General features: G+C 64.6%; 5 protein-coding genes. 3 read left to right on the forward strand and 2 right to left on the reverse strand.

Annotation, left to right across the window (positions count from 1 at the left end; translation table 11 throughout):
• The 3 genes from ACLP25_RS02710 to ACLP25_RS02720 all read left to right on the forward strand — a co-directional run.
• Positions 1-433, forward strand: a 433-nt coding sequence (locus tag ACLP25_RS02710) for a sulfurtransferase TusA family protein (RefSeq protein ID WP_442467699.1), incomplete at its 5' end; no start/stop codon positions are given.
• Complete coding sequence (locus tag ACLP25_RS02715; protein ID WP_442467700.1) at positions 430-687, forward strand: sulfurtransferase TusA family protein; 258 nt, start codon at positions 430-432, stop codon at positions 685-687. The genes ACLP25_RS02710 and ACLP25_RS02715, both read left to right, overlap by 4 nt.
• A gap of 3 nt (positions 688-690) precedes the next feature.
• On the forward strand, positions 691-1,050 hold the full coding sequence (locus ACLP25_RS02720; RefSeq protein ID WP_442467701.1) for a DsrE family protein: 360 nt from the start codon (positions 691-693) through the stop codon (positions 1,048-1,050).
• A gap of 51 nt (positions 1,051-1,101) precedes the next feature.
• Here ACLP25_RS02720 and ACLP25_RS02725 read toward each other — a convergent pair whose 3' ends face one another.
• Together ACLP25_RS02725 and ACLP25_RS02730 are read right to left on the reverse strand one after the other, a co-directional pair.
• Positions 1,102-1,740 (reverse strand): hypothetical protein, encoded by a 639-nt coding sequence (locus tag ACLP25_RS02725; RefSeq protein WP_442467702.1) that lies wholly within the window; start codon positions 1,738-1,740, stop codon positions 1,102-1,104.
• Positions 1,741-1,865: 125 nt separating this feature from the next.
• Complete coding sequence (locus ACLP25_RS02730) at positions 1,866-2,174, reverse strand: acyl-CoA dehydrogenase family protein (RefSeq protein WP_442467703.1); 309 nt, start codon at positions 2,172-2,174, stop codon at positions 1,866-1,868.
• Positions 2,175-2,643: the final 469 nt, after the last annotated feature.

Below are 2,643 nucleotides of genomic sequence, written 5' to 3' on the forward strand. Positions count from 1 at the left end.
GCCTGCCGGCAAATACGCGGCGCCACGCCTCTACAACGCCATGGACGGCGCCGGCGCGCACTGCGCCCGCCCGAACACCAAGGCGATCGATCGCGCCTTCGAGGTCGGGTCGTATCATTGCGTCTGCGTGCTCGAGAGCGATGTCCCGGAGGGCGCGCCGAACGTCACGAAAGTCCCGGCGTACGCCGCGGACCCGCTGGGGCCGGCGGCGAGTTTCGACGCCATCGGCCGCGCCTGCGTCGAATTGTTGTTGCCGATGGCGAACCAGGTCCGCGCACTGGCAGCGGGCCAGGTCCTGAAGGTGACGACCGACGATCCGGCGGCGTCGGAGGATCTGAGCTCCTGGTGCCGGATGAGCGGCAATGAACTGATCGACCGGGTCAAAGGCGACGGCTTCGAGAAGTATTATATTCGGCGAGGGCGCGGGCCATGAGCGGGTCCCCGGCGACAGCGGCGATCGCGACTGACCGGCTGCTCGACGCCGGCGAGGCCAAATGCGGCGAACTGCTCTTGATGATGCACCGCGCGATGAAAATCATGCAGCCGGGCGAGGTCCTGGACGTGGCGGCCTACAGCGCCGGAAATATTCTTGACGTTCCGGCGTGGTGCCGGCTCACCGGCCATTCCCTGCTCGCGATCGAGCCGGGAGAGCCGGCGCATTTCTTCATCCGCAAGAAGAAAGGGTAGGCAATGGCCAAGATCGTAATCAGCATCACCTGCGCAAAGGATAACCCAGACAAGGCCACGGTGGCGATGGTGGTGGCGAACGCCGCCGTCGTGTCCGGCCAGGAGGCGATCGTCTTTCTCAGCACCGAAGGCGTCCGCCTCGCCGTCAAAGGATACGCCGACGACATTCGCGAGGAAGGGTTCGCGCCCATGAAGGATCTGCTCGGCAGCTTCGTGGAGAACGGCGGAACCGTCTGGGTCTGCACCCCGTGTTTCAAGAAACGCAACCTTCCCGAAGACAATCTCGTTGGGAACGCGAAACTCGTCGGTGGGGCTACGCTGGTCGAAGCTTTGTCGCTGGGGGCGGCCAGCATCTCCTACTGAGAACAGTGCTGACGCGATCGCCGACTTCGACGCGGGCGCGGGCGGGCGTCGTCACCTTTCCGGCTTGAATGCCACGCGCGCTGGCGCGCGAATTGGACGTTCGTAGAGGACCTCGTACGGCGAAATCCGCCGACGGCGGATCGTGTCGTTTCGCTCGCTGCGGCCAGCGACGGATGCGCGGGGAAACTTCTGCGTCGGCAAAGGCTGAAGGCAATCCAACATCATGGATCGATCAGATGTTTGGCGCAACCGCGGCTTCAGCCTCCGCAGCCTCCGTCGCCGGCCGGAAACAGCTTCCTCGCAATCGTCACGCAATAGCAGGTTTGCGATGAGCCCGGTCCGTCCGGTGTGGTGGCAGGCTCCGAGGCCCTGTCCGGTTTCGGCATGGAAATATTCGTAGAACAGCTGCAGGTCGCGCCAGTGCGGGTCGGACCGGAACTGCGCCTGGGCTTGCATGGCCGGCGCGATCCCCGTCTCGTCGCGCCGATAATGGCCGGGATCGACCAGGCAATTTTCGAGCGTCATCGGCGACGATGCGTTGGCGCGTATGCCAAGCCCGTCCCAGGGTCCGGCGACCGACAGGCCCTTGGCGTCCGGCGGCACGAGATAGAGCGTCGAATCCGTCGGCCCCGCGCCTTCCGGCGCTAGCGAAGAGACGACATAGTTGTGGGCGTGGCCGGCGCTGGTCACAAAAGACTTCTTGGCGGAGAGTTAGACGCCCGAGCCGTTGCGTCGCGCCTTGGAGACCGGCGCCCAGAAGTGGCTGCGCGAGCCGGACTCGCTGAAGGCCAGGGTCGGACCGGCCCCGACGTCGTTCAAGATGTCGGCCACCGAGCCGCGGGTCGCGCCGCAAGAATCGTCGCGGCGGCGCAGATATGCATCTTGTAGACCATGGCGACCGAGGCGTCGGCTTCGGCGAGGGTAGCGACGATGGACGCGAAGGGGCGCGGACCCGGGATCGTCAAGCCGAGAAGCCCGGCCTTCCCCAAAGCGTCGATCGCGTCTTCGGAGAACCGGCCGGCCTTTTCGTTTGCGGCGGCGGTGGGGGCCATGACGCGATCGGCGATATCCTTGGCTTTGGAAACTGCGGTGTCTAGCGTGAGGAGCGTTTCGGCGGCGGTCATGACGTCTCCCTATGAGGCTGGATGTGTTATTTTCGGCGCGAACGTTACACGTGAATAAATCAGTCATTTTTCGTCTTGTCCCGATCTCCCGTCGGATAGACGCTCCGTCAATCGCCGTGACACGCCAGTCGCCTTTCGCGGCTGGAGCCCGTGAATAGTTGTGAGCCCTTCAGCTCTCGCGCGTGGAGAGAACTTCTGCGGCGGGAAGTCGTGATAAGCTCGAAGGATCGAGCGCTCCGGGAGCGGTCTTCTTGCGTCGTCGCCGGCGATCAGGGCGTCGATTGGAGCCCTCGGACCCCTCGCGAGGATTCCATTATCTCCAAGGCCGTCACAACCCTGCTGCTGCTGCTACGAAAATAGCTTCAGCGTGGATGCCGGGTCATGCGGGCGCGGCCTTTGGTTCGAGGGTGACGGTGTAGCCGAGGCGTTCGAGGCGGCGTTTGAGGTTGGCGACGGTCCGGGTCTGGCT

This window comes from Roseiarcus sp., assembly GCF_052145395.1.
Classification (GTDB): Bacteria; Pseudomonadota; Alphaproteobacteria; order Rhizobiales; family Beijerinckiaceae; genus Roseiarcus.

What these genes read in the sequence shown, in the direction of transcription:
- ACLP25_RS02715 (WP_442467700.1), top strand. Translation starts at nt 430, where the DNA reads ATGAGCGGGTCCCCGGCGACAGCGGCGATCGCGACTGACCGGCTGCTC.
- ACLP25_RS02720 (WP_442467701.1), top strand. Translation starts at nt 691, where the DNA reads ATGGCCAAGATCGTAATCAGCATCACCTGCGCAAAGGATAACCCAGAC.
- ACLP25_RS02730 (WP_442467703.1), bottom strand. Translation starts at nt 2,174, where the DNA reads ATGACCGCCGCCGAAACGCTCCTCACGCTAGACACCGCAGTTTCCAAA.